Here is a 19137-nt window from a genome sequence, read left to right on the forward strand (position 1 = left end):
GGATCTAATCTACAACCGGGCACCGACACTATAAGGGCCCGTCCGTTACGGGCGAACAGCTCCGGTCCGCGGCACCGGCTTCACGACGCGTACGACGGCGGCGCCCACCCGGTCTCGTCAGCCCAGGCGGACATAAGGGGCCATGCAACGTCCGTGAACCACGGTTCCTTGGCCTCCGCATATGCCCTCGTGCCCGCCGAGCTGGCGAAGCGCCCCGCAAGGTCTGCCTTATGCCCTGCGTAAAGCGTGCGTGCGGACGGGTTGGCCCGCAGCCAGTCCCGGAACATCAGGGCATAGCGCCACCCGGGTGAGCCGGCAACGCGGACGTGGATGTTAACCGGACGCGCGGGGTCCGCGTTGGCGTGGAACCGTTTCTGCCACTGCCCGGGATCCGGCGCGCCCGGTTTAGGCGTATCGAAGCCGGCACCGGTCACCAGGGGGAACCCGGCTGCCGCCAGCAGGGGTGCAGCACTGTCTGCTGCGTCCAGGCCGGAAACGGCAACCTGCAGGTCTATGACGTCCTTGGCGGCCAGCCCGGGGACGGACGTGGAGCCAATGTGGTCCACCGCCAGGATGAGCCCGTGGGCCGCGGACTTCAGCCTTGCCGAGATCCTGGCTGCGTCCTTGGCCCATTCCTCCCGATACGGCTCCAGGACAGGTCCGCAGTTCCTCGCGGCACGCTTGCCTGCAGCGAGATTGCGGGCAAAGGGCACCAGCCGGCCGTCCCAGAGCCGGTCCACCTGGTCCAGGAGGTGCTGCATGCTGCCAGAATTATCCAGGACGACGTCGGCCGCAGCCAGCCGATCCTTCCGCGTTGCCTGCGCGGCCATCCGCGACAGTGCAGCCTCGGGCGTCATCCCGCGGTGCTCCAGCATCCGCTGGAGCCGCACGTCGTCCGGCGCGTCCACCACCACCACCAGGTGGAAGTCGCTCCCCTGCCCGGTTTCCACAAGCAAGGGAATGTCCTGCACCACCACGGCATCTTCTGCCGCAGCCGCCACAGTAGCCGCGGCCCGTGCACGGACCAGGGGGTGGACAATCCCGTTGAGGGCCTCGAGCCGCTCGGGGCTGCCAAACACCAGCGCGCCGAGCCTGGGGCGGTCCAGCCGGCCGTCGGCGCCAAGGACATCTCCGCCAAACTCCGCCACAACGCGGTCCAGGCCCTCGGTGCCGGGCTCCACCACTTCACGGGCCAACGCATCAGCATCCACGAGCACCGCGCCGCGTTCTTTCAGGCGCGAGGCCACCACTGACTTCCCGGAGGCTATGCCGCCCGTCAACCCGATCTTGAGCATCCCCCCACCCTAATCGCCCTGCCCAGGTCCACGTGCGTCTCCTGAAGCTGCATGCCACATACTGGCTGCAATAGCGGGGGCCACGACGAGTACGCGCGGCAACCCCAGGGCTTGCCGGGTCATGGGAGCTTGGGCCTAGACTTGGGCGGGTGCAAGGGGAAGAGAGCAGGGCCACCAGCTACACCACACTGGCGGCGGGCTCCGATTTCCGCCACGAGCTGGAGATCAAGCGTTCCCGGTTCATCACTGTGCTGCGCCGGGCTGACAGCGAGGACGCTGCACGGGACCTGGTGGCAGGCCTCCGCCGCGAGTTCCACGACGCCCGGCACCACTGCTCGGCGTTCGTCATTGGACCCGACCGGAACATCCAGCGCTCCAACGACGACGGCGAACCGTCCGGAACAGCAGGCATTCCCATGCTGGAAGCTTTGGCCAAACGGGAGACGACGCCCGGGGCCGCCGACCTCAGCGACGTAAGCGCCGTCGTCGTCCGTTACTTCGGCGGAGTCCTGCTCGGGGCGGGCGGACTGGTGCGGGCGTACTCCGAGTCCGTATCCTCCGCGCTTGCCCTCGTGCCGATAGTGCGCCGCAGCCGCCTGCGGATCTGCTCGGTGGAAGTGCCGCACGCTGCTGCCGGGAAGCTCGAAAACGACCTGCGGGCCGCAAACCTGGTGATGGCCGGAACCAGCTACGGATCCCGGCAGACCGTCCTGCAGGTGGCGGTGCCGGACGACGCCGGCGCAATAGCGGACGCCGCGGAGCGGGTGCAGTTTCTGACGGCCGGCAGTGCCTCGCTGGTGGCGAAGGGAACGGAGTGGGTGGATGTCCCCCTCCCCTGAGGTGTCCCTGGTGGACGTGGGTGAGACGGTGCTGGACGGGCTCCTTGCCCTCGCAAAGCGCGATGCTTCCCCCGATGAGGTGGCTCCCCCGCTGGGCGGGCCAGGCTGGAACCCTGAGCGGACCGCCTGGTTCTTCAGTTACCACCGCGCCGCCGCCTACGGCCTCGACGGCCTCGCCGGGGAGAAGACGTGGGGAATCCTTGCCGATGGCAGCCTCGCCGGATCCATCCGGCTGCGCCGCATCACATCCGGCACCACGGAATCCGGACCTGGCGGCGCGGTGGCCGATACGGGAATCTGGCTTGGCCGGAGCTTCCGGTCCCGGGGCGTGGGCGGCGCCGCATTGCGCCTGGTGCTGGATGAGGCCCGAAGGGCGGGACTTTCCCGGGTAATTGCCCGCACCCTGGCGGGAAACGTCGGCGCCCAGCGCATTCTGGCCTCAGCCGGGGCCGTCCTGACGCACGACGACGACGGGACGGTCCGCGCCGTCGTCGAACTTTAAGGCGCTGGGTGACGCCTGACCGACGGTAGCCAACAGCTGGGTTAAAGCAACAGACCCCCTGCCTTGTGGGCAGGGGGTCTGTTGCGTTGGCCCGGAAAACCGGGCCGTTGGCAATTAGTTGCCGGTCAGCTTCTCGCGCAGGGCGGCGAGAGCCTCGTCGGATGCAAGCGTGCCTGCACCGGTGTTGGACTCAGCAGCCGGCTCCGAGGAGTAGCTGGTGGTGCCGGAATCGCTGTCACCGGACGTTGCAGCAGCAGCGTCGTCGGCAGCGTGCTGGGCAACCTGCTTCTTGTGGGCTTCCCAGCGGGTCTGGGCGTCAGCGTACTGCTGCTCCCAGGCGGCGCGCTGGTTCTCGTAGCCTTCAAGCCACTCGTTGGACTCGGGATCGAAGCCCTCGGGGTACTTGTAGTTGCCCTCTTCGTCGTACTCTGCGGCCATGCCGTACAGAGCGGGATCGAATTCGGTGCTGTCGGCGTCGACGCCCTCGTTGGCCTGCTTGAGGGACAGCGAGATGCGGCGGCGTTCCAGGTCGATGTCGATGACCTTGACGAACAGCTCGTCGCCAACGGAGACAACCTGCTCGGCCAGTTCCACGTGGCGGACAGCCAGCTCGGAGATGTGGACCAGGCCTTCGATGCCGTCTTCGACGCGGACGAACGCACCGAACGGAACGAGCTTGGTGACCTTACCCGGAACAACCTGGCCGAGGGCGTGGGTGCGGGCGAAGGTCTGCCACGGATCTTCCTGCGTAGCCTTGAGCGACAGGGAAACACGCTCGCGGTCCAGGTCTACCTCGAGAACCTCGACGGTGACTTCCTGGCCAACCTCGACAACCTCGGACGGGTGGTCGATGTGCTTCCAGGACAGCTCGGAAACGTGAACCAGGCCGTCTACGCCGCCCAGGTCCACGAAGGCACCGAAGTTGACGATGGAGGAAACGACGCCGGGACGGACCTGGCCCTTTTCCAGCTTGTTGAGGAACGTGGAGCGGACCTCGGACTGGGTCTGCTCGAGCCATGCACGGCGGGACAGAACAACGTTGTTGCGGTTCTTGTCCAGCTCGATGATCTTGGCTTCGATCTGCTGGCCGATGTACGGAGCCAGGTCGCGCACACGGCGCATCTCGACGAGGGATGCGGGCAGGAAGCCGCGCAGGCCGATGTCGAGGATAAGACCACCCTTGACGACCTCGATGACGGTACCGGTGACAACACCGTCTTCTTCCTTGACCTTCTCGATGTCGCCCCAGGCACGCTCGTACTGAGCACGCTTCTTGGAGAGGATCAGGCGGCCTTCTTTGTCTTCCTTGGTGAGCACCAGGGCTTCGACCTGATCGCCAACGGAGACGACGTCTCCGGGATCAACGTCGTGCTTGATGGACAGCTCACGGGAGGGGATGACACCTTCGGTCTTGTAACCGATGTCGAGCAGGACTTCATCGCGGTCGACCTTGACGACGGTACCTTCGACGAGGTCTCCGTCGTTGAAGTACTTGATGGTGGCGTCGACAGCTGCGAGGAAGTCCTCAGCGGTACCGATGTCGTTAATGGCGACTACGGGGGTACCGGGCTTCTCGGTGGAGGTGATGGTCATGTAGTAGGGGCTCCGTTGTGGATAGTTAGTTGATCAGGCGACCACCACTTCCGGGTACTGACCCGGAGGCGGAGCGCGGCGGATTTGCCGGGTCATCCTGATTGCGCGGCGTTGACATGCAACCAAAGCTGGGCACACGTAACACACGCCCGTTCATTCTAGTGGTTGCCCGTTACGAGGGTCAAAGCGAGGCACGCCGGCTTGACGTGTCCTTGCAGTTCAGAAGTGGGTGAGGCAGTGCGTTGCCCGCTCCACCGCGAACATTTGCCGCGCTTTCAGGGCGGCGCCGGGCGTGTTTTCGGTGATCCGCCCCGCCGCGGCCAGCGTGACTGGACACACCCCGCCCAGGTAGATCGAGGACAGAGCGGAGACATCCAGCGCCAGATCCGCCTGCGCGGCGTCCGGCAGGCGCTCGACGGCGGCCTGGCCGCCGTCGACGTTCAGGGCGTATCTTCCCGCCGTGAGGCCGAGCGGATCCGCAACGGCGAAAACAAGCCGTCCGTCCACGGGGTAGTGCCGGGCTTCCAGCGCCTTGGCAGCATCGAGGATGCGGAGCCACAGCATGTCCCGGCTGTCCGATGAATCGATGCAGCGCGGGTCCTCGAGTGCCCAGGCCAGCGGATCGTCAATGGGCGCTTCGTTCCACGAGACGCGCTCCACCAGGTCGATGGCGCCCAGGAACTGCCACAACTCCAGGTAGGCATCATTGCTGCCGGCCAGCAGGTCCACTACTTCTACCGTGTAGGGCTCGGTGTCCCAGCCGAGGAACTTGTAGGAGACATAGCCGTCGATGTCGCCGCCCGGACCGTAGTGGAGTGCAACCTTGATGGCCGGATCCTCCTTGCCGTCGCGGGCCAGGGATCCGGATGCAAGCTGCCGGTACCAGTCCTGCCGGCCGATGGACCCCGGGGTAAGCCGGTGCACCCGCTCGAAGACCTCCGGCGCCAGTTGCAGCAGGGCCTTGGGATCTGCAATCTCCACGCTTCCCGAAGGCAGGTGCCGCAGGTTGAAGCGCGCGGTGGTGTCCACCTTGACTGCGCGTTCAAAGCTTGAGACGCCGTAACCGAATCGGCCGTAGATGGCCCCCTCCGAGGCAGTCAGGGCAGCCATGGCAATGCCGTCCTCCTTGGCGAGTCGCAGGTCCTCGCTCATCATGCGCCGCAACAGGCCGCGCCGCCGGTGGGAGGTACGGACCGTCACCGACGTGACCATCTGGGATTCGAGCATCCGGCCAAATCCGATATTGAGGGTCTTGCGGAAGGTTGCGAAGGTAGCCACCGGCACCGTTGCCGGCATGGAGGACGGCGCCACCGCGCCAGTCTGGTAGACGCCGGTGAGCACGCGGCCGTCAGCCTCGTACGTGGCGAGCGACTTTGCCACATGCTCGGGCGCCCTGGTGGATTCGTGGAACCCGAAAGAGACAGCACGCGACCACGCTTCCGCCTCCGCGTAACCGTCCTTGCCCTCGGAGACCGCGCCAAAGCGCCGGATTTCATAGTTGCCACTCAGTTCAGCCACGGTTACGAGCCTAGTCATGGCCCGCGGCCGTCGCCAGTCACGCACGCACCACATTCGCAGCTCCGCTGCAGGCACCCGCCTTCGGCATCCTGTTCAAATACAGCTGCAGCATCCTGGGCCAATGCACAGTGCGCGGGCAGCCTTGGGGGTCTAAGTTAGAGCAGGACGTGACGCGCTTCACAAGCGGGGGACAAGCGGTCTGCGCCCCACGCGAATTTTCTGCCCGCAGTACCCGACCCTAGCGAGGACACATGCAAGTTTCCCAAGCGGAACAAACACCGGACGCATCCCTGCTGAAAGTCCTGGGCAACTGGGACGCCCTGGCACTCGGATTCGGAGCCATGATCGGCTTCGGCTGGGTGGTCCTCACCGGCGGCTGGATCGCGTCGGCCGGCACCATGGGGGCCGTCCTGGCAATGATCACCGGCGGCGCCATCATGGGCGTGGTGGGCCTGACCTACGCCGAGCTGACAGCGGCCATGCCGAAGGCCGGCGGTGAGCACAACTTCCTGCTCCGCGGGATGGGCCCCCGGTGGTCCTTCATCGGTTCCTGGGCCATCACCGGCGGGTACATCACCATCGTCGCCTTTGAGGCCGTGGCACTGCCCCGGACAGCGCAATACCTTTTTCCGAACCTCAGCCAGATCCCCCTGTGGGAAGTGGCGGGCTACCAGGTGCACCTGACATGGGCGCTGGTCGGGGCAGTGGCAGCAGTGGTGATCACCGGAATCAACATCCTCGGTGTGAAGCTTGCCGGCGTTGCCCAGACGTTCGTGGTGGTTTTCCTGCTCGTCATTGGCCTGATGCTGGTATTCGGCTCCTTCGTTGGAGGTTCGGCGACCAACATGGAGCCCTTCTTCACGGGTGGCCTGAACGGCTACTTCGCTGTCCTGGTGGTTGTCCCGTTCCTGTTCGTGGGCTTCGACGTCATCCCGCAGTCAGCCGAAGAAGTGAACATCCCGGCCCGGCAGATAGGCAGGCTCGTCGTCGTCGCCGTCATCCTCGCAACCATCTGGTACGTCATGACAGTTTTGACCACGTCCTCGGCGATGCCCGCGGGCGAGATCGCACAGGCCGATATTGCAACAGCCGATGCCATGGGTGCGCTGTTCGGCAGTGACGTGATGGCGAAGATCCTCATTGCCGGTGGCATCGCGGGAATCCTGACCTCATGGAACTCGCTGCTTCTGGGCGCCTCGCGACTGATGTTCTCGATGGCGCGTTCCGGAATGCTGCCCGCGTGGTTCGCCAAGCTGCATCCGAAGTACCGCACTCCGGTCAACGCGCTCCTGTTCATCGGCGTGCTGTCCTTCGTTGCGCCGTTCTTCGGCGTATCGATGCTCGGCTGGCTTGTGGATTCGGGGGCGCCCAGCATCGTTATTGCCTACATCCTGGTCGCCGTGGTGTTTGTGATCCTGCGCCGGCGCGAGCCCGGTATGGACCGGCCGCTCCGCGTGGGCGGCCGGGGCAACGGCGGCATCGGCATCGGCATCACCGCTGTGGTTCTCTGCGTCGGGCTCCTCAGCCTCTACATGCCCGGCATGCCCGCAGCCCTCACCCCGCCGCCATGGATCCTGTTCGGCCTCTGGTGGGTGCTTGGAGCAGTCCTCCTGTTCCGCATCCCGTCCGGCATCACCCCCGGCGAGGACGCGGAGCACAACCTCCTGGAGCGGCTGAGGCAGCGGCGGGAGTCGGCAAGGAACAGCTGACAGGCAGCCCTCCCTGGGAGGGGCTGGGCTTACCGGCAACGCAGAAGAGGTGGGACGGTTTCCGTCCCACCTCTTCTGCGTTGTGCGTGGCTTAGTGTCCGGCGTCGTACCAGCTGGGTCCGACGCCGATCTGGACCTCCAGCGGAACGCTGAGGTCCGCTGCGGCGGCCATCTGCTCGGTCACCAGTTTCTCCACCGCTGCGCGTTCGCCCGTGGCGACTTCCAGGACGAGTTCGTCATGGACCTGGAGCAGCATCCGTGATTTCAGTCCCTGGGTCTTCAGTTCAGCGTGGACACCGAGCATGGCACGCTTGATGATGTCCGCCGCCGAGCCCTGGATGGGGCTGTTCAGTGCGATGCGCTCGGCGTTTTCGCGCAGCTGCCTGTCCGTGCTGGTCAGGTCCGGCAGGTACCGGCGGCGGCCCTCGATGGTGGCGGTGTAGCCGTCCACGCGGGCCTGGTCGACGACGCCGCGGAGGTAGTCCCGGACGGCGCCGAACCGGTCGAAGTAGTCCTTCATGAGGGTGCGTGCCTCATCCACGGAGATCTCCAACTGCTTGGACAGGCCGAAGGACGTCAGGCCGTAGGCCAGGCCATAGGACATGGCCTTCACCTTGGAGCGCATGGCGCTGGTGACCTCTTCGGTGGGCACGTGGAAGATGTTCGAGCCGACGAACCGGTGGAGGTCCTCGCCGTCCCTATAGGCCTGGATGAGGCCCTGGTCGCCGGACAGGTGCGCCATGATGCGCATTTCAATCTGCGAGTAGTCTGCGGACAGCAGGCATTCATAGCCCTCCCCCACCACGAAAATGCCGCGGACGCGCCGGCCTTCCTCGCTGCGGATGGGGATGTTCTGCAGGTTGGGGTTGTTGGAGGAGATCCGGCCTGTTGCTGCCACGTTCTGCGCGTACGTGGTGTGGATGCGGCCGTCCTCTGCCACCGATTTCTTCAGGGATTCAAGCATCTGGCGCAGCTTGGCGGCCTCCCGGTGCGCCATCAGCTGCACCAGGAACTCGTGCCCGGTCTTTTCCAGCAGGTTCTTCAGCGAGGCCGCATCCGTGGTGTAGCCCGACTTGATCTTCTTGGTCTTGGGCAGCTGGAGTTCCTCGAACAGGACAGTCTGGAGCTGCTTGGGCGAGCCCAGGTTGACTTCGTGGCCGATCGCCGCGAAGGCCTGCTCCTGCGCCTGGTCGATGACCCTGGCAAGGTCGGCGAGCTGGTCGTCCATGCGTGCCATGTCGATGCCGATGCCGGCGAGTTCCATGTCCGCCAGGACCCGGCTGACGGGCAGCTCCAGGGTGGACAGGAGTTCCTCGGCCCGGCGCTCCTTCAGTTCCGATTCGAAGTAGCTGCTGAGGGCAAGGACGACGGCGGCGGCCTGGACCAGTGCGTCGGCGGCGGCATCGTCCTCGCCGTCGAAGGAGAGCTCCAGCTGCCCTGCCTTGGCTGTTGCGCCCGGGATGCCCACGTTCAGGTGGTGCTGGGCCAGCTCGGCGAGTTCATAGGTGCGCCGGTCGGGCTGGATCAGGTAACCGGAGATGGAGGTATCGTCCACGACGCCTTCCAGCTCCAGCCCACGGGAGGTCAGGGCTTTGAGGGCGGCCTTGAAGCCGTGCATGACCTTCGGAGAGCCGGGGTCGCGCAGCCAGGCAGCCAGGACGTTCTCCGTGTCGGCGTCCTGTCCGGACAGGTCAATGTAGGCGGCGGCGCCGTCCCGTACGATGGCCAGCGCTGCGGCGTCCTCGCCGATGCGGCCAGGGATAAGGTCCACAGCGAGGGCGGAGCGTTGTCCGGCGCCGGCGGCCAGGAATGCGGACAGTTCCGCGGCGTCAGCCGGGGTGACGTACTCGGGAGTGTCGATGCTCTCCCGCTCGGCGGCCGGCTTGTCCTCATCGCCGTACAGCGCGAAGAGCCTGTTGCGGATGGTCTTGAATTCGAGCTTGTCGAAGAGGTCCTCAAGTGCTGCCTGGTCCGGGCGCGGCTTGTACAGGTCATCGAGTGTGACGGGGAGTTCAAGGTCCGTGTGGAGCTGGTTCAGCCGGCGGTTCCGCTTCACGGCGTCGACGTTCTCGCGCAGCGCGTCGCCCACCTTGCCGCCAATGGAATCCAGGTGTTCCAGGACGCCCTCAAGCCCCCCGTAGAGGTTGATCCACTTGGCCGCGGTCTTCGGTCCGACGCCGGGCACGCCCGGGAGGTTGTCCGCAGTTTCGCCCACCAGTGCGGCGAGGTCGGAGTACCTGCCGGGGCTGACGAAGTACTTTGCCTCGATGGCGGCGGCATCCATCCGCGGAATATCGCTGACGCCCTTCTTGGGGTACAGCACAAAGACGTTGTCCGTGATGAGCTGGAACGCGTCCCGGTCCCCTGACACCAGCAGAACCTCGTACCCTGCCTTTTCACCCATGGCCGCGAGGGTGGCCAGGATGTCGTCAGCCTCATAACCGGGCATTTTGATGGTCTTGATGCCCCAGGCCTCCATGACCTGCCCAATGAGGTCGATCTGGTTGTTCATTTCCCGGGGAGTTTCGTTCCGGCCACCCTTGTATTCGCTGTATTCGGTCTTGCGGTGGGTGGACTCGTCAGAGACGTCGAAGGCCACGGCGATGTGGGTTGGCTGCTGCTCCTTGATCAGGTTGATCAGCATGGAGGTAAATCCGTGGATGGCGTTGGTGTGCTGCCCGTTGGTGGTTGAGAACTTGTCCGCAGGGAGCGCGAAAAAAGCGCGGAATGCCATGGAGTGGCCGTCCAATACCAGCAGCCGCGGCTGGCCGGTCATGGGGACTACGGGGGCGGCGGTCGCTGAAACGGACCCGCCGGCCGGGACCCCAACGTTGTCCTGGCCTGCACCTTCCCCGACTGCAGCGTCTCCGAGGGCGATTGAGCCCTGCGGGGCGTTGTCCTCCTGCAGGGTCTGGGACGGGAAAGGGGCCGGTTTGGTTGTTTCACTCACAGGTGCCAGCCTAGTTGCCATGATGGACAATTTCACGCCCGGCCCCTTCGCCGAGGAGCTTTCTGCCGCCGGCATCCCTGAGCACCTGCACGCCTGGCTTGGTCGGTTCGGGATTGGTGCACTGGTGGTGAAAATGGGGATCCGGTTCCAGGAGATGAGCCCCGAGCGCAGCGTTGCCACCATGCCGGTGGAGGGCAACACACAGGTCGCTGGAATCCTGCACGGCGGGGCGCACGTGGTGCTCGCCGAAACACTGGGGTCCTTCGCCGCAGCGATGCACGCCGGGCCGGGCCGCCATGCAGTGGGCATCGAGGTCAACGCCACCCATCACCGCTCCATCTCCACCGGAACCGTGACGGGAACGTGCACCGCCATCCATTTGGGACGGACCCTGGCCACCCATGAGATCGTGATGACTGACGAGCAGGGCAGGCGGCTGTCCACGGCACGCATCACCAACATGATCCGGGACAACGTCCCGAGCCCGGTCCAAAAGGGGTCGATCACTCCATCGCAGGGAACGACTGACGACGGCTGACAGTGACGATGCCGACGGCGGCCGCGTAACCTCAACCCATGGGAAGGATCAGCGGAATCTGGGTTGTCGGTGTCTTATTGCTGCTGACCGCGTGTTCCGCTGCGCCTGCGTCAATTGCTGAATCTGAACACGCGGGCGGGCTCCCTGTACAAGCAATCACTGCGACTCAGGACTCCTCCGGCCGAGACCTTGCATACCCTTTTCCGACGGCAGGCTGGCTGGACGGCGGCGCCAGCTTCGCCATTGTGCTGGCCGGCAGTTCGAGCTGCCCTGCGTTTCCGTCCTCCATCGACGTTGCCGATGCTTACACCATTAAGCTTGGCCTCGACACCCGCGGCGGACCCGCCTGCACAGCCGACATGGCGCCACGCACCTACATCATCAGGACTCCTTCCGATATAGACAGTTCGCGTCAGGTGACACTCCTGTTTGGCGAAACCACCGTGGCGCTGCCGCCGCTGTAGCCGACCGGCTGCCGGGCCCAATCGGCGACGGCACAAGTCGCCTGGACGCCAACATGCGGGGCAGGATTGGCGGTTTCCGCTGGCAGCAAAGCCTCCTGGGAAATCTTCCGCGGGTGTGCTGTCCGCGTGATTGTCAGACCCTCCCCCGATGATGGGTTTATGGGCAGCGAAGCGGTGGCAAGGGCGTTTGCGGACATCAGGGCCGCCCTTGCCGTGCTCAATGCGGAGGTGGACGGGTGTGGCGCGGAGCCGTTCTCGGCTGCCGATCCGTTGGCCGGGCTGGCCGATGGAAACCTGGACATCCTCGCCGGCGCGGCGGCTGTGGAGGCCGGCGTGGCGGGGTTGAAGTCTCGCGCTGCCATGAAGTACGCCGACACCGCCCATGCCCTGGCCCCTCCCGGGACGCCGGTGCAGGCACAGGAAATGGCCGTCGCCGCGGAGATCGGGTGCGTGCTGGCCATCGGGCCGCGGGCCGCCAGCGCGTTCCTGTCCGTCTCCCACGCCCTGACCACCACCTTGCCCCTGACACTTTTGGCCCTGCAGGCCGGCACGCTCTCGTGGCAGCACGCCCGGGGCATGGCGGACGAGGCAGCCACCCTCGATGCCGCCGGCGCCGCCGCCCTTGAGGGCCATTTCCTGGACCCGGACACCCCCAGGCCCGCCACCGCGGCCACGATCGGGGAGATGCCCGCGCACCGGTTCAAGCACAAAGCACGCACCTGGCGGGAACGCCACCATCCCGAATCTATCGAGAAGCGCCACGCCAAGGGTCTGGCGGACCGGCGGGTGGAATACCGGCCGGACCAGGACGGCATGGCCTGGCTGTCGGCCTGCCTCCCCGCCCATCAGGCACTGGCGGGCTGGAACCGCCTCAACGCCCTCGCCCGGGCCGCACAGGGACCCGACGAGCCCCGCACCCTCACCCAGATCCGGGCCGACCAGTTCGCCGAAGCGATCCTCACCAGCGGCACCAGTACAAACTCCAATGCAGGCAACAGCGCCGTGGCAGGCGCAGGAACGGATCCCACCCCGTCGTCGACGATCCGGGCGCAGGTGCTCGTCACCGTGCCCGTATTGGCCTTCATGGGAGTGACCGACGAGCCCGCCATGCTGGACGGGTTCGGGCCCATCCCGCCGTCCATGGCCCGGAAACTTGTCGCGAACGGAGCTGACTCCTTCCACCGTGTGCTCGTTGATCCCAGGGACGGGGCGCCGCTGGAAATCGGCCGGACCAGCTACCGGGTCACCAAAGCCATGCGGAACTGGCTGCGGATGCGGGACGGCACATGCCCCTTCCCCGGCTGCAGCAACAGCTCCCTGGATAACGAGGCAGACCACCTCCTCGCCTGGCACCATGGCGGAACCACCGGAATCAGCAACCTCGGACAACCCTGCCCAAAACACCACAAACTTCGACACACCACCGGCTGGACACCAACACCCGCCACCAAAAACCAACCACCCGGCTGGACCTCACCCACCGGCCGGCACTACAAAAGCGAACACCAGGACTGGGAACCACCCCACTGGCCCGAAACTGTCATGTCGGCCATGCCCGCGCGACCAAAACCGGAGGAGCAGCCCCGGGAACGTCATAAGGGACAAGCGCACCGCCCGCCGCCCTACCCGCCCACGCCCGCCGCCCCAGGTGGCTTCGCGGATCTTCTACATCGCGGGCTATCCCAGGCAGAAGTCGAGCTGGAAAAGTTCTTCTATGACAGAGGCTGACCGGGCGGCTGCGCGGTCATTGACCTGCACGCCCTGCGCTGTGCGCCGTTGGCCTAAGTGCCGCTGGCCGCGCGGCCGTCCAAGAGGTACCGCAGCTCAACGATGCCCCTGCCCATGGTGCGGGAGGCAACCAGCTCAAGCGGCGGCGTCGGCCCTTCCAGGGGGAGCAGCCGCTTGCCGCTTCCCAGAACCACGGGAATCACCGACAGGATGATTTCATCCAGCAGGCCGGCAGCAAAGAACTGAGCCGCCAGGTTGCCGCCGCCCACCACCCAGATGTTCTTGCCGCCCGCGGCCCGTTCGAAGTCCGCTGCGAATTCGGTCACGTCCCCGCGGACGAACGTGATGTCAGAGCCCGCCGGCGCCGCATACTCATGGTGGGTGAACACATAGGAGGGGGTATCCGGGTAAGGCCAGTTGTCCGGTTCGTGTTCCAGAAGCCACGAATAGGTTTCACCACCCATGACGATGCAGCCCACACCCGCCATAAACGAGTCATAGCTTTCCTTGCCGCCCTCGAAACCGTCGAACTGCAGGAGCCAGCCCAGGTCATCAGTGGGGGTGGCAATAAAGCCGTCCAGGGACGCGGCAACAAAGTACTGGATGCGGGGCATGGACCAAGCCTAGCCAACCGCGCCAGCGCCTGCCAGAGACTGGTTGGACCCGAGGAGGGTGAGCAGAAACTTGCTCAAGTAAAGACAGTGGCGGGCACTGCCGGGGTCAACCGGGCGCAGCGACAGGGCCTCGTCAGCCGGAGAAGTACGGAATGATCAGGTACAACCCGAAGAGGACCGCCAGGCTGCACAGGCCGAAGCAGATGTAGGCGAGGGACCGCTTAATGCCCGGGGACGTCTGCTGGACGTCAGCGGCGATGGCCGTGAGCCGCACGCCGAGCGAGTACAGGACCACAACTGTTACCGCGGCCGTCAGAGTGGCGCCGGCAACGGTCAGGAGTTCCAACCACTTCATCGCTGAGTCTCCTTCTGGTTGTTGGCGTCAGCGTCAGCCTCTGCCTGCGCTTTGGCTTTGGCGTGGGCGCGCGCACGCGCCATGGCCTTCTTCTTGGCAAAGCGCACGGCCTGGCCGGCTTCCTCCACCTCGATGGCGTTGTGGTGGCCGACGGCGGACTTGCGTGAGTAGAAGAACATAAAAAGGACAGCAGCGGTGCCGGCAACGGCGGCGATCAGGACGCCGACGACACCGGTCTTCACCAGCAAGGCGGTCAGGGCCCCCACAATGCCTGCTGCCGGAAGAGTGAAGAGCCAGCCCAGGGCGATCTTTCCCACCATGCTCCAGCGGACGCTGGTCCCCTTCCGGCCCATGCCGGATCCGATAACGGAACCGGACGCCACTTGTGTGGTGGAGAGGGCAAAGCCGAGGTGCGAGGACGCAAGGATCGCGGACGCGGTGCTGGTCTCCGCCGCGAAACCCTGGGCCGGCTTCACCTCGGTGAGGCCGGCACCCATGGTGCGGATGATGCGCCATCCGCCGGCGTAGGTGCCGATGGCGATGGCGAAGGCACAAGCGGCAATGACCCAGAACTGGGGGCCGGATCCGGCCTCCTGGGTGCCTGCGGCGATCAGGACCAGGGTGATAATACCCATGGTCTTCTGGGCGTCGTTGGTGCCGTGAGCCAGGGCCACCAGGCTTGAGGTGAAGATCTGTCCGCTCCTGAAGCCGCCGCGCTTCTGGGTGAGCTTGCTGCCGGTCTCCGGGTCATGCCGGGACGTCAGGGCGTATGCCAGGCGCGTGCAGATGTAGGCGACAATACCGGCGATCAGCGGGGCGAAGATGGCGGGGAGGATGACCTTTTGCATCAGGCCCTCGAGGTTGATCGAGTTGAAGCCGATGCCGGCGATCGCGGCGCCGATCAGACCGCCGAACAGCGCATGCGAGGAACTCGACGGCAGGCCCTTGAGCCACGTGATCATGTTCCAGAGGATGGCACCCATGAGGCCGGCGAAAATGATGTCCGGCGTGATCTGGATCCCGTCCGACCCTTCCCGGATGATTCCGCCAGAGACCGTCTTGGCCACCTCGGTGGAGAGGAATGCGCCCACGAGGTTCAGGATGGCCGCCAGGGTCACCGCTGTCTTCGGCTTGATGGCGCCGGTTGCAATGGGCGTGGCCATGGCATTCGCGGTGTCATGGAAGCCGTTCGTGAAGTCGAAAAATAGTGCCAGTGCGATGACCAGCGCCACCATGAAGGTGATATCCACCTGTTGCCCAATCTGCAGAGTCGACGTTCAGCAGTTTCATCTCCCCCGGCTGCCTTGCACAGCATAATTCACCAGCTGTTCGCTTGGAATGACCTGTGGCGTTAACACAACCGGCGTGAAACCTTATCGATCGTACGCGTCCGCGGCATCAGGTCAAAACAACGGCCGCACCAGAAATGACTGCACCCGCTGCAGTTCGGCAGGCGAGATTCCGCGCCTCGGGTCCGGGGACAATGGCAGGATCCGGCGGCCAAGGAGCCTGGCCCAGGACTGCGCCTCCGCCTCGAACCCAAGCTGGTCGTCGATCCAGGCCACGGCTTCCGGACCGGTCTCTTCCACATCATCCTGAATGGCCGCAAGCTTCCACCAGCCGGCGCCCGTGCCTGCCCCATCCGCCGTCAGGTATGGCCACCGTGCCCCGTCCAGGCCGATGGCCGGGCACAGATACTGCGGCGCGAGTTCTTCCCAGCTTGTGAGCCAGACGCACCGCACCCCTGCCATTGCGGCGATTCCGTTCAGTGCGTCCACCAGTTCAGGTGCGTAGGCCACGGGCAGGAGCCCAGCAGTCGAATGTTTCCAGCCGGATCCCCAGCCGCTGGAGCCTTCCGGTCCGAAAGGACAAATAACGCCGTCGACATCGATATAGAGAGTGCGGGTCACGGCCGGGGTCCAGAGAACCTAGTGGTGCCGGAAGTCCGACGGTTCCCGGCCGGCGTCAAGCCCTGGCGCTACCTGCCCCTCCAGGGCAGCAACGGTGGCATCCGGCAGGACGATCAGGCCATCGAGTTCGCGGCGGGCGCGCTTGTAGGCCGCCTGCCGTTCGGCTGGAGTGGCGGCATGGTCCCCGGCGATCCTCAGCAGCTGCCGGGCAGTGGCGAGCCGTTCACGCTCCGGGCCGGTGAACTTGCTGTCCCGGATCCGGCGGGCTTCACGTTCGGCCACCTCCAGCGCCACCGCGAAACTGTCGACTGCCTTCCGGTAGGCCTCCAGCCGCGAGGGCGAGGCCATGTCCGCCGGGGAATCCGGGCGCTGGCCGTCCGCCTCCCTTTTCGCCCGGAGGAAGGCCACAGTGAGCGGTTCACGGACGTCGGTCATGAGCGGAAAATCGATGAGCTTCCCAACGTCCAGCTCGTAGTCCAGCCAGCGCTTGTTGATGGAGTCGTGGGTGGCAACAAGCGCCTCGACGTCCGTTGCGGAGGCCCTGTCGAGTTCATGGGACTGGTTCTTGAGCTTGTACAGCTCCACTTTTCGCTGGTGCCGCCGCTCGCCGGCCTTGCGCAGCGAGTTGGTCCAATGCCCGGCAAAGGCGATCGCGGGGAAGACCAGCCACCATTTGTCGTCAAGGAACTCAAAGAGGGATTCCACGCCTCAATCCTCGCACCGCCCGGCACCCTCCTCAAGAACCCGCAGCCACCCCAGGAAGCCGCACGCCAGAAGGCGGATCAGCCCTGGGGAGTTCCCGCGGCGCCCTGGGCGCTGTTGACGTTGACCAGCCAGGCCATGCCAAAGCGGTCCGTGCACATGCCGAAAATGTCACCCCAGGGTGACTGCTCCATGGGCACGGTCACCGTCCCGCCGTCGCCGCTGAGCTTCTGGTAATAGCCGCGAAGTTCCGCTTCATCGTCGCCGCTGAGGGAGATGGAAATGGACGCCCCCGGCGTGTACCCCATGCTGTTCGGAGTGTCGGCGCCCATCAGCACCATCCCCTTGCTGGTGGTGAGCATGCCGTGCATGATCTTCTCCGACTCCGCTGGATCGTCGCTGGCCTGGAACTCCCCGAAGGTGCTCAGGGTCAGCTCGCCGCCAAAGACGGACTGGTAGAAGTTCATCGCCTCGCGGGCGTTGTCGCGGAAGCTGAGGTAGGGATTGAGGGTGGTCGGCATGATGGATCTCCTTGGCGTGGGGACGGGACATGGTGGAACCAGTCACCATCCTGCCTCAAAGCAGGGGCAGGTGGTAGGGGAAACGGGGCGGGTGGTGCACAAGTGTCCGGCTGGGCCGTAGGCTCTGGGTCATGGCCAGATACTTTGACGTTCACCCCCAGGACCCCCAGCCGCGTGCCATCACCCAGGCGGTCAAGATAGTGCTCGACGGCGGCCTGATCGCCTACCCCACGGATTCCTGCTATGCGCTGGGTGCCCAGGTGGGCAACCGGGACGCACTGGACCGGATCAGGAACATCCGCCGCCTGGACGACAAGCACCACTTCACGCTGGTCTGCCGGGACTTTGCCCAGCTGGGACAGTTCGTGAACATCGGGAACGATGTCTTCCGCAGCATCAAGGCAGTCACCCCTGGCGGCTACACCTTCATCCTTCCGGCAACGAAGGAAGTTCCCAAGCGCCTGCTGCATCCCAAGAAGAAGACCGTAGGTGTGCGGATTCCGGACAACCGTGTGGTCCAGGCGCTGCTGGCGGAACTGGGCGAGCCGCTGCTCTCCAGCACCCTTCTGCTGCCGGATGAGGAGGACCCGCTGACCCAGGGCTGGGAAATCAAGGAACGCCTGGACCACCAGGTGGACGCCGTGATCGATGCCGGTGACTGTGGTTCCGAACCCACCACCGTGATCGACTTCTCCAGCGGCGTGGCCGAGGTGGTTCGGCGCGGAACAGGGGACCCGTCCCGCTTCGAATAGCCGGCCCGATTCTCCGGTCCGGACGCAGGTTTATCCACGGCGGCCCGCCCCGTCCGGGGTGGGCTAGTCCTGTTTCCGCGCCCTGCTGGGCTGCACCCGGGGCGGCTCGCCCGGCATTTTGGGGTAGTCCGGCGGGAAGGGGAGCTCTCCGAGCCCGGACTTGAGGTCGCGGTCCCACCAGCCGAGCAGGGTGTCAATGGTCCCGGGCTTGCTGTGCATGTCAGCCCAAGGATCACCGACCGTCTTAAGCCGGTCCGGCACGGTCAGGATGGTGAAGTCCTTCGGGTCCACGTTTCCCAGCTCGTCCCAGGTGATGGGGCAGGACACTGGCGCATGGGCCAGCGGCCGCGGGCTGTAGGCGCCTGCGATGGTCCGGTCCCGGTTCGCCTGGTTGAAGTCCACGAACACCCGCTGGCCGCGCTCTTCCTTCCACCAGGCCGTGGTGACCTTGTCCGGCATACGCCGTTCCAGTTCCCGGGCGGCGGCGATCACCGCATGCCGGACGTCGAGAAATTCCCTGGTGGGTTCGACGGGCGCATAGACGTGCAGGCCGCGGTTGCCGGAGGTCTTGATGAAGCATTCCAGGCCTGCCTCTGCCAGCACCTCCTTCAGCGCCAGGGCAGCCGGGACGGCGTCGTCGAAGTCCGTTCCAGGCTGGGGGTCAAGATCGATCCGGAGCTGGTCGGGGTTGTCCGTGTTGTCCGCGCGTGAAGGCCAGGGGTGGAACACGATGGTGTTCATCTGGACTGCCCACACGGCGGCGGCGGGTTCGTCAAGTATCAGCATGGGGTGAGACCGGGCACTCGGGAACACCACGGGGGTGGACCGGATGAACTCCGGGGCACCCTTTGGCGGGTTCTTGGAGAAGAACATCTCCCCCTCGATGCTGCCCGAGAACCTCTGCAGCGCCACGGGCCTGCCGCCGTTGGCAGCGATGAATGCTTCCCCGACGTCGGTGATGTACCGCGCCAGGTCGAGTTTGGTGATTCCGGGTTCCGGCCAGATCACCCTACTGGGGCTGGAGATGCGCATCTCGCGCTCGCCGTGGGGGCCCTGAACCGTAAGGGTGATCTGTTCACTCGCCATGGGGACAACGTACACCCCAGGATCGGAGGACCGGCAGATTTGCGCAGCCGGTCCGGCAAGA

The 19137-nt window shown here is 65.5% G+C and carries 18 protein-coding genes; 7 read left to right on the forward strand and 11 right to left on the reverse strand.

Features of this window, described 5'->3' with window-relative positions:
- Positions 1-80 precede the first annotated feature (80 nt).
- Positions 81-1295, reverse strand: a complete 1215-nt coding sequence (gene coaE / locus IEX43_RS03030; protein ID WP_188808982.1) for a dephospho-CoA kinase — start codon at positions 1293-1295, stop codon at positions 81-83.
- Between the two features lie 149 nt (positions 1296-1444).
- Here coaE and IEX43_RS03035 point away from each other — a divergent pair, with 149 nt between their 5' ends.
- Together IEX43_RS03035 and IEX43_RS03040 are read left to right on the forward strand one after the other, a co-directional pair.
- Positions 1445-2134: an IMPACT family protein gene (locus IEX43_RS03035; protein ID WP_188808983.1), complete on the forward strand. Its 690-nt coding sequence runs from the start codon at positions 1445-1447 to the stop codon at positions 2132-2134.
- Positions 2118-2636 (forward strand): GNAT family N-acetyltransferase, encoded by a 519-nt coding sequence (locus IEX43_RS03040; RefSeq protein ID WP_188808984.1) that lies wholly within the window; start codon positions 2118-2120, stop codon positions 2634-2636. The genes IEX43_RS03035 and IEX43_RS03040 overlap by 17 nt, the downstream gene beginning before the upstream one ends.
- A 114-nt stretch (positions 2637-2750) precedes the next feature.
- Here the strand turns inward: IEX43_RS03040 and rpsA are convergent, their stop codons facing one another.
- Positions 2751-4229: a 30S ribosomal protein S1 gene (gene rpsA, locus IEX43_RS03045; protein WP_188808985.1), complete on the reverse strand. Its 1479-nt coding sequence runs from the start codon at positions 4227-4229 to the stop codon at positions 2751-2753.
- Positions 4230-4448: 219 nt separating this feature from the next.
- Positions 4449-5765: a GNAT family N-acetyltransferase gene (locus IEX43_RS03050; protein WP_188808986.1), complete on the reverse strand. Its 1317-nt coding sequence runs from the start codon at positions 5763-5765 to the stop codon at positions 4449-4451.
- Between the two features lie 233 nt (positions 5766-5998).
- Between IEX43_RS03050 and IEX43_RS03055 the strand changes: the two genes are divergently transcribed.
- Positions 5999-7456: an APC family permease gene (locus IEX43_RS03055; protein WP_188808987.1), complete on the forward strand. Its 1458-nt coding sequence runs from the start codon at positions 5999-6001 to the stop codon at positions 7454-7456.
- A 91-nt stretch (positions 7457-7547) separates the two neighbouring features.
- Here IEX43_RS03055 and polA read toward each other — a convergent pair whose 3' ends face one another.
- A complete protein-coding gene (gene polA, locus IEX43_RS03060; protein WP_229666289.1) occupies positions 7548-10190 on the reverse strand; it encodes a DNA polymerase I in 2643 nt (880 codons plus the stop codon).
- 235 nt (positions 10191-10425) lie between these two features.
- Here polA and IEX43_RS03065 point away from each other — a divergent pair, with 235 nt between their 5' ends.
- The 3 genes from IEX43_RS03065 (at position 10426) to IEX43_RS03075 (ending at position 13136) form a co-directional block, all read left to right on the forward strand.
- Positions 10426-10944 carry a hotdog fold thioesterase gene (locus IEX43_RS03065; RefSeq protein ID WP_188808988.1) on the forward strand — a complete coding sequence of 173 codons (519 nt, stop codon included), beginning with the start codon at positions 10426-10428 and terminating at the stop codon, positions 10942-10944.
- A 38-nt stretch (positions 10945-10982) separates the two neighbouring features.
- Positions 10983-11408 (forward strand): hypothetical protein, encoded by a 426-nt coding sequence (locus IEX43_RS03070; RefSeq protein ID WP_188808989.1) that lies wholly within the window; start codon positions 10983-10985, stop codon positions 11406-11408.
- Positions 11409-11567: 159 nt separating this feature from the next.
- A complete protein-coding gene (locus IEX43_RS03075; RefSeq protein ID WP_188808990.1) occupies positions 11568-13136 on the forward strand; it encodes an HNH endonuclease signature motif containing protein in 1569 nt (522 codons plus the stop codon).
- Between the two features lie 53 nt (positions 13137-13189).
- Here the strand turns inward: IEX43_RS03075 and IEX43_RS03080 are convergent, their stop codons facing one another.
- The 6 genes from IEX43_RS03080 to IEX43_RS03105 form a co-directional block, all read right to left on the reverse strand.
- Positions 13190-13750: a dihydrofolate reductase family protein gene (locus tag IEX43_RS03080; protein ID WP_188808991.1), complete on the reverse strand. Its 561-nt coding sequence runs from the start codon at positions 13748-13750 to the stop codon at positions 13190-13192.
- Between the two features lie 133 nt (positions 13751-13883).
- Positions 13884-14105 (reverse strand): hypothetical protein, encoded by a 222-nt coding sequence (locus IEX43_RS03085; protein WP_104187371.1) that lies wholly within the window; start codon positions 14103-14105, stop codon positions 13884-13886.
- Positions 14102-15355: an inorganic phosphate transporter gene (locus IEX43_RS03090; protein WP_188808992.1), complete on the reverse strand. Its 1254-nt coding sequence runs from the start codon at positions 15353-15355 to the stop codon at positions 14102-14104. The genes IEX43_RS03085 and IEX43_RS03090 overlap by 4 nt, the downstream gene beginning before the upstream one ends.
- A 153-nt stretch (positions 15356-15508) precedes the next feature.
- Complete coding sequence (locus tag IEX43_RS03095; RefSeq protein WP_188808993.1) at positions 15509-16015, reverse strand: HAD domain-containing protein; 507 nt, start codon at positions 16013-16015, stop codon at positions 15509-15511.
- A gap of 18 nt (positions 16016-16033) precedes the next feature.
- Positions 16034-16720, reverse strand: a complete 687-nt coding sequence (locus tag IEX43_RS03100) for a hypothetical protein (protein WP_188808994.1) — start codon at positions 16718-16720, stop codon at positions 16034-16036.
- Between the two features lie 77 nt (positions 16721-16797).
- The gene (locus IEX43_RS03105) at positions 16798-17238 is read right to left on the reverse strand and encodes a VOC family protein (protein WP_188808995.1); all 441 of its coding nucleotides are present in this window, start codon (positions 17236-17238) and stop codon (positions 16798-16800) included.
- 131 nt (positions 17239-17369) lie between these two features.
- On the opposite strand from IEX43_RS03105, the gene IEX43_RS03110 reads away from it, so the two are divergent.
- A complete protein-coding gene (locus tag IEX43_RS03110) occupies positions 17370-17990 on the forward strand; it encodes an L-threonylcarbamoyladenylate synthase (protein WP_188808996.1) in 621 nt (206 codons plus the stop codon).
- A 63-nt stretch (positions 17991-18053) separates the two neighbouring features.
- Here IEX43_RS03110 and ligD read toward each other — a convergent pair whose 3' ends face one another.
- Complete coding sequence (gene ligD, locus IEX43_RS03115) at positions 18054-19076, reverse strand: non-homologous end-joining DNA ligase (protein ID WP_188808997.1); 1023 nt, start codon at positions 19074-19076, stop codon at positions 18054-18056.
- Positions 19077-19137 lie beyond the last annotated feature (61 nt).

The organism is Pseudarthrobacter polychromogenes (assembly GCF_014644495.1).
GTDB lineage: Bacteria > Actinomycetota > Actinomycetes > Actinomycetales > Micrococcaceae > Arthrobacter > Arthrobacter polychromogenes.

Bases quoted from the DNA above. Each gene is read 5' to 3' on its own strand.
- coaE (WP_188808982.1), bottom strand. From the start codon at position 1,295: ATGCTCAAGATCGGGTTGACGGGCGGCATAGCCTCCGGGAAGTCAGTG.
- IEX43_RS03040 (WP_188808984.1), top strand. From the start codon at position 2,118: ATGTCCCCCTCCCCTGAGGTGTCCCTGGTGGACGTGGGTGAGACGGTG.
- rpsA (WP_188808985.1), bottom strand. From the start codon at position 4,229: ATGACCATCACCTCCACCGAGAAGCCCGGTACCCCCGTAGTCGCCATT.
- IEX43_RS03050 (WP_188808986.1), bottom strand. From the start codon at position 5,765: ATGACTAGGCTCGTAACCGTGGCTGAACTGAGTGGCAACTATGAAATC.
- IEX43_RS03055 (WP_188808987.1), top strand. From the start codon at position 5,999: ATGCAAGTTTCCCAAGCGGAACAAACACCGGACGCATCCCTGCTGAAA.
- polA (WP_229666289.1), bottom strand. From the start codon at position 10,190: ATGGCATTCCGCGCTTTTTTCGCGCTCCCTGCGGACAAGTTCTCAACC.
- IEX43_RS03065 (WP_188808988.1), top strand. From the start codon at position 10,426: ATGATGGACAATTTCACGCCCGGCCCCTTCGCCGAGGAGCTTTCTGCC.
- IEX43_RS03070 (WP_188808989.1), top strand. From the start codon at position 10,983: ATGGGAAGGATCAGCGGAATCTGGGTTGTCGGTGTCTTATTGCTGCTG.
- IEX43_RS03075 (WP_188808990.1), top strand. From the start codon at position 11,568: ATGGGCAGCGAAGCGGTGGCAAGGGCGTTTGCGGACATCAGGGCCGCC.
- IEX43_RS03080 (WP_188808991.1), bottom strand. From the start codon at position 13,750: ATGCCCCGCATCCAGTACTTTGTTGCCGCGTCCCTGGACGGCTTTATT.
- IEX43_RS03085 (WP_104187371.1), bottom strand. From the start codon at position 14,105: ATGAAGTGGTTGGAACTCCTGACCGTTGCCGGCGCCACTCTGACGGCC.
- IEX43_RS03105 (WP_188808995.1), bottom strand. From the start codon at position 17,238: ATGCCGACCACCCTCAATCCCTACCTCAGCTTCCGCGACAACGCCCGC.
- IEX43_RS03110 (WP_188808996.1), top strand. From the start codon at position 17,370: ATGGCCAGATACTTTGACGTTCACCCCCAGGACCCCCAGCCGCGTGCC.
- ligD (WP_188808997.1), bottom strand. From the start codon at position 19,076: ATGGCGAGTGAACAGATCACCCTTACGGTTCAGGGCCCCCACGGCGAG.